Source organism: Streptomyces sp. NPDC057474 (assembly GCF_042802555.1).
Lineage (GTDB): Bacteria > Actinomycetota > Actinomycetes > Streptomycetales > Streptomycetaceae > Streptomyces.
Window position 1 is genome coordinate 1 of sequence record NZ_JBHVDX010000380.1, and the last position, 5,476, is coordinate 5,476.

Annotated in this window: 4 protein-coding genes; 2 read left to right on the top strand and 2 right to left on the bottom strand. The window is 69.7% G+C overall.

Features of this window, described 5'->3' with window-relative positions; all coding sequences use genetic code 11:
• Positions 1-71: 71 nt before the first annotated feature.
• Complete coding sequence (locus ACFU53_RS46200) at positions 72-1,793, top strand: threonine/serine exporter ThrE family protein (RefSeq protein WP_384006208.1); 1,722 nt, start codon at positions 72-74, stop codon at positions 1,791-1,793.
• A gap of 165 nt (positions 1,794-1,958) precedes the next feature.
• Here ACFU53_RS46200 and ACFU53_RS46205 read toward each other — a convergent pair whose 3' ends face one another.
• Both ACFU53_RS46205 and ACFU53_RS46210 read right to left on the bottom strand, forming a co-directional pair.
• The gene (locus tag ACFU53_RS46205) at positions 1,959-2,891 is read right to left on the bottom strand and encodes a DedA family protein (protein WP_384006202.1); all 933 of its coding nucleotides are present in this window, start codon (positions 2,889-2,891) and stop codon (positions 1,959-1,961) included.
• Between the two features lie 180 nt (positions 2,892-3,071).
• Complete coding sequence (locus ACFU53_RS46210; protein ID WP_384006204.1) at positions 3,072-3,833, bottom strand: MerR family transcriptional regulator; 762 nt, start codon at positions 3,831-3,833, stop codon at positions 3,072-3,074.
• Between the two features lie 182 nt (positions 3,834-4,015).
• On the opposite strand from ACFU53_RS46210, the gene ACFU53_RS46215 reads away from it, so the two are divergent.
• A complete protein-coding gene (locus ACFU53_RS46215; RefSeq protein WP_384006206.1) occupies positions 4,016-5,455 on the top strand; it encodes a glutamate decarboxylase in 1,440 nt (479 codons plus the stop codon).
• The last annotated feature ends 21 nt before the right edge of the window (positions 5,456-5,476 follow it).

The window sequence follows — 5,476 nt, forward strand, 5'->3', positions numbered from 1 at the left end:
CGTATCAGTGCGTGTCGGTGCGCATACTGAGGCGTACCGAGATGTCGTACAGGGAGCGCGGCTGAGTGGGAGTGACGGAACCGGGGAACCGCGGGCCGGAGGCGGACCGCAAGCCGGTGTCGGACGCGGCGGGCGGCACGTTCGTGCCGGTGGGCTTCGTCCTGGGGATCGACGGCGACGCGTCGGTGACCTCGGAGTTCGCGATCCCGGCCGGGCTGGACGTGCCGGCCGCCGGGCCGGAGCCGGAGGCGCAGACGACCTCCGAGTTCGCCCTGCCGGAGGGGCTGGCGCCGCCCGAGCCGGTGGCGACGGAGCAGGAGGGGTCCGCGTTCAGTCTGCCGCGGACCTACAGCGCGCGGCACGCGCCGGTCGCGTTCACGCCGCCGGGCGGGATTCCGGCCGTCAGCCTGACCAAGGACGTGCCCTGGCAGGACCGGATGCGCACGATGCTGCGGATGCCGGTTGCGGAGCGGCCCGCGCCGGAGCCTCCGGCGCGCGCGGAGGGCGAGTCGGGGCCCGCCGTGCCGCGTGTGCTCGACCTCACCCTGCGTATCGGCGAACTGCTGCTGGCGGGCGGCGAGGGCGCGGAGGACGTGGAGGCGGCGATGTTCGCCGTGTGCCGGTCCTACGGCCTCGACCGCTGCGAGCCGACCGTGACCTTCACCCAGTTGTCGGTCACCTACCAGCCGTCGCTGGTGGACGACCCGGTCTCGGCGTCCCGGATCGTCCGGCGCCGGGCCACCGACTACACCCGGCTCGCGGCCGTCTTCCAGCTGGTGGACGACCTCAGCGACCCGGAGAGCGCGATCTCGCTGGAGGAGGCCTACCGGCGGCTCGCGGAGATACGGCGCAACCGGCACCCGTATCCCGGCTGGGCGCTGACCGCGGCGAGCGGGCTGCTCGCGGGCGCCGCGTCCGTGCTGGTCGGCGGTGGGGTCGTGGTCTTCGTCGCCGCGGCGTTGGGTGCGATGCTCGGCGACCGGCTGGCCTGGGTTTGCTCGGGGCGGGGGCTGCCGGAGTTCTACCAGTTCCTGGTGGCGGCGATGCCCCCGGCGGCGATCGGGCTGGCGCTGACCTTGGTGCACGTGGACGTGGAGGCGTCCGCCGTCATCACCGGTGGGCTCTTCGCGCTGCTGCCCGGGCGGGCGCTGGTCGCGGGCGTGCAGGACGGGCTGACCGGGTTCTACATCACCGCCTCCGCGCGGCTCCTGGAGGTCATGTACCTCTTCGTGGGCATCGTGGTGGGGGTGCTGCTCGTCCTGTACTTCGGCGTGAAGCTGGGCGCCGAGTTGAACCCGGACGCGGCGCTCGGCAGCGCGGACCGGCCGCTGTTGCAGCTCGGGGCCTCGATGCTGTTGTCGTTGACCTTCGCAGTGCTGCTTCAGCAGGAACGATCCACCGTGCTGGCGGTGACCCTGAACGGGGGTGTCGCCTGGGCCGTGTACGGGGCCATGCACGACGCGGGCGGGATCTCGCCGGTCGCCTCCACGGCCGTGGCCGCGGGGGTGGTGGGGCTGTTCGGGCAGTTGTTGTCGCGGTATCGGTTCGCTTCCGCGTTGCCCTATACGACCGCTGCGATCGGGCCGTTGCTGCCGGGGTCGGCGACGTATTTCGGGCTGTTGGGTCTGGCGCAGAACGATGTGGACGCGGGGTTGGTGTCGCTGACGAAGGCGGCGGCGTTGGCCATGGCCATCGCGATCGGGGTGCACCTCGGGTCCGAGCTGTTCCGGTTGTTCCTGCCGGGGGCGGCGCGGGCTGGGCGTAAGGCCGCGAAGCGGACCAGGGGGTTCTGAGCGCCTGACAGCTCGGGGGTACGGGTGCGTTGGCGGGTGCGTGCGGGTACGTCGTGGTTGCTCGCGCCCACGCGGCGGAGCCGCACATCGATACAGCCCCGCGCCCCTGAAGACAAAAGCACCCGCGCCCCCGGGTGACGGGAGCGCGGGTGGACGACCTGTCGGTCAGTACTGCGGGTAGTCCTGGCCCTGGTAGCCCTGCTGGTTCTGGTTCGGGGGGTACTGGTTGCCCTGGGGGTACTGGCCGCCCTGGGGGTACTGCTGGGCGTACGGCTGCTGTTGCTGCTGGTAGCCGTAGTTCTCCTGGTAGCCCTGCTGCTGGTAGCCCTGGTTGTCGTAAGCCTGGTTGTCGTAAGCCTGGTTGTCGTGGCCCTGGTTGGGGTCGTACGGCTGCTGCTGGGGGTCCGTCGGGGGGATGCGGCGGAGTTGGGTCGTCGCGTCGTCCATGACCGGGGTGGCCGCGGCCGGGGGCTGGTTCTTCTTCGCCTTCCTCGCCTTGAGGAGTTCGAAGATGATCGGGAGCACCGAGATGAAGACGATGAGGAGCAGCATCGCCTCGATGTTGGTCTTGACGAACTCGATCTTGCCGAGCCAGGAGCCGAGGAGGGTGACGCCCGCACCCCAGAGGATGCCGCCGACGATGTTGAAGATGAGGAACGTGCGGTACCGCATGCCGCTGACGCCCGCGATGATCGGCGTGAACGTCCGCACGATGGGCACGAAGCGGGCCAGGACCAGGGACTTCGGGCCGTGCTTCTCGAAGAACTCGTGGGCCTTGGTGACGTTCTCCTGCTTGAACAGGCGGGAGTCGGGCCGCTTGAAGAGCGAAGGGCCGACCTTCTTGCCGAACATGTAGCCCACCTGGTCGCCCAGGATCGCGGAGATGCAGATCAGGACGACGGCCGCCCAGAGCGGGAAGTCCAGCACATCGGTGGCGATCAGCATGCCCGCTGTGAAGAGCAGCGAGTCACCCGGCAGGAAGAAGCCGATGAGAAGGCCGGACTCGGCGAACACGATCAGGAGCAGGCCCCAGATGCCGAACGAGTCGAGCAGATAGTCCGGGTCCAGCCAGCTCGGCCCGAGGGCGATCGTCGTCACGGTTCCGGGCTCCTGGGGGGTGAGAGAAAGCGAAGGCCTGTGGGTGAGGGCCCACAAGGGTGGGCCTCACAGGAGTGGGACCCACAGGGGTGACCAAAGCTATCAACGCACGGTCACCCCACTAGGTTCCACCGGTTCCTCCAGAGTGCCCTGTGGCCGCACTGAGACCAAGCTGTGTGGTCAGGGGTGTCGGCGGGCCGCGTTCGCGGTGATCGCGTCCCGCAGGTGCTCGGCGAGACCGGGGCGCGTGGAGTCGTAGAACGCCTTGAAACGCTCGTCGGAGACGTACATCTCGCCGAGGCACTGGTGCGTCTCGTACGGACAGTCGTAGAACCAGGTGCAGATGTGCTGCCGGTGCTCCTCGGCCATGTTCATGGCCGCCTCACCGGTCGGCTCCTCGCCAGCGACCATCAGAGCGTCGTAACGCGCGCCCCAGTCGGCCACCTCGTCCTGCATGCGCTTCCAGTCCTCCTTGGTGTACGTGGCCGCGCGACGCTGCGACTCGGCGTACGCCTCCGTGCCGCCCCAGCGCTGTTCCGCCTCCTCCGCGTACTGCTCGGGGTCCTTGTCACCGAAGACCTCGAACCGTTCCTCGGGGGTGAGGTTGATGCCCATCTTGCGTGCCTCCATGGCGTGCTCCACGGCCGCGGCCATCTTCTGCAGCTTCTCGATCCGGGCGGTCAGCAGCTCGTGCTGGCGGCGCAGGTGCGTCCGCGGATCCGCCTCGGGGTCGTCGAGCAGGGTCGCGACCTCGTCGAGGGGGAAGCCGAGCTCCCGGTAGAACAGGATCCGCTGGAGCCGGTCGAGGTCGCCGTCGCCGTAGCGGCGGTGGCCCGCGCCGGTGCGCTCGCTCGGTACGAGCAGGCCGATCTCGTCGTAGTGGTGCAGCGTGCGCACCGTGATCCCGGCGAAGCCCGCGACCTGTCCCACGGTGTAGCTCATGCTTCCGCTCCCTTTCTCGGTACGCGTTCCAGGCTGGGTCCTCACGTCACGTGAGGTGCAAGTCCTTTGTCCCGTCCAGTACACCGGGGCCGTCCGGGAGCGGGCGACCGTCGCGAGCGGGCGGTGTGGGCCGGCACACGTGTGAGGTGCGAGTCTCCGGTGGCGGACCTACCGTCGAAGACATGCCACTGCACCGATGGGACAGCGACGACCCGCAGGACGACGGGCACGACCGGAACGATCGGCACCGGCTCGCCGTGAACCCCTTCTACGGCCAGGCCAACCCGGTCGGCGGCATGACCGAGGCCCCGCCGAAGCACCGGCTCCCGGACGCCCCGCTGGCCCCCTCGACGGCGTATCAGCTCGTCCACGACGAACTCATGCTGGACGGCAACGCACGGCTGAACCTCGCCACCTTCGTCACCACCTGGATGGAGCCGGAGGCCGGGGTCCTGATGGGTGAGTGCCGGGACAAGAACATGATCGACAAGGACGAGTACCCGCGCACGGCCGAGCTGGAGCGGCGGTGTGTGTCGATGCTCGCCGATCTGTGGAACGCCCCGGACCCGGGCGCCGCGGTCGGCTGCTCGACCACCGGGTCCAGCGAGGCCTGCATGCTCGCCGGGATGGCCCTCAAGCGGCGGTGGGCGAAGCGGAACGCCGACCGGTATCCCTCGGCCGGCGCCCGGCCCAACCTCGTCATGGGGGTCAACGTCCAGGTCTGCTGGGACAAGTTCTGCAACTTCTGGGAGGTCGAGGCCCGGCAGGTGCCCATGGAGGGCGACCGGTTCCATCTCGATCCGGCAGCGGCCGCGGCGCTGTGCGACGAGAACACCATCGGGGTCGTGGGCGTTCTCGGCTCCACCTTCGACGGGTCGTACGAGCCGATCGCCGAGCTGTGCGGGGTGCTCGACGACCTTCAGGAACGCACCGGCCTCGATGTACCCGTCCATGTGGACGGCGCGTCCGGCGCGATGGTCGCGCCCTTCCTCGACGAGGAGCTGGTGTGGGACTTCCGGCTGCCGAGGGTGGCGTCGATCAACACCTCCGGGCACAAGTACGGCCTGGTGTACCCGGGCGTCGGCTGGGCGCTGTGGCGGTCCGCCGCGGAGTTGCCGGAGGAGCTTGTCTTCCGGGTGAACTACCTGGGCGGGGACATGCCCACGTTCGCGCTCAACTTCTCGCGGCCCGGCGCCCAGGTCGTCGCGCAGTACTACACCTTTCTGCGGCTGGGGCGTGAGGGATACCGGGCCGTGCAGCAGTCGACGCGGGACGTGGCGCTGGGGCTCGCGGAACAGGTCGGGAAGTTCGGGGACTTCCGGCTGCTCACGAAGGGGGATCAGTTGCCGGTGTTCGCCTTCACCACGGAGGAGGGGATCACCTCGTACGACGTGTTCGACGTGGCGCGGCGGATGCGGGAGAAGGGGTGGCTGGTTCCCGCGTACACCTTCCCGGAGAACCGGCAGGACCTGTCCGTGCTCCGGGTGGTGTGCCGCAACGGGTTCACGTCCGATCTCGCGGGGCTGTTCCTGGAGGACCTCGGGCGGTTGCTGCCTGAGCTTCGGCAGCAGTCGGGGCCGTTGACTCGGGACAAGGGGGCGGCGACCGGGTTTCACCACTAGGGGTGCGGCCTCCGCGGGGGC

Excerpts from the sequence above, each read along its gene's own strand:
- ACFU53_RS46210 (WP_384006204.1), bottom strand. The coding sequence starts at position 3,833 with ATGAGCTACACCGTGGGACAGGTCGCGGGCTTCGCCGGGATCACGGTG.
- ACFU53_RS46215 (WP_384006206.1), top strand. The coding sequence starts at position 4,016 with ATGCCACTGCACCGATGGGACAGCGACGACCCGCAGGACGACGGGCAC.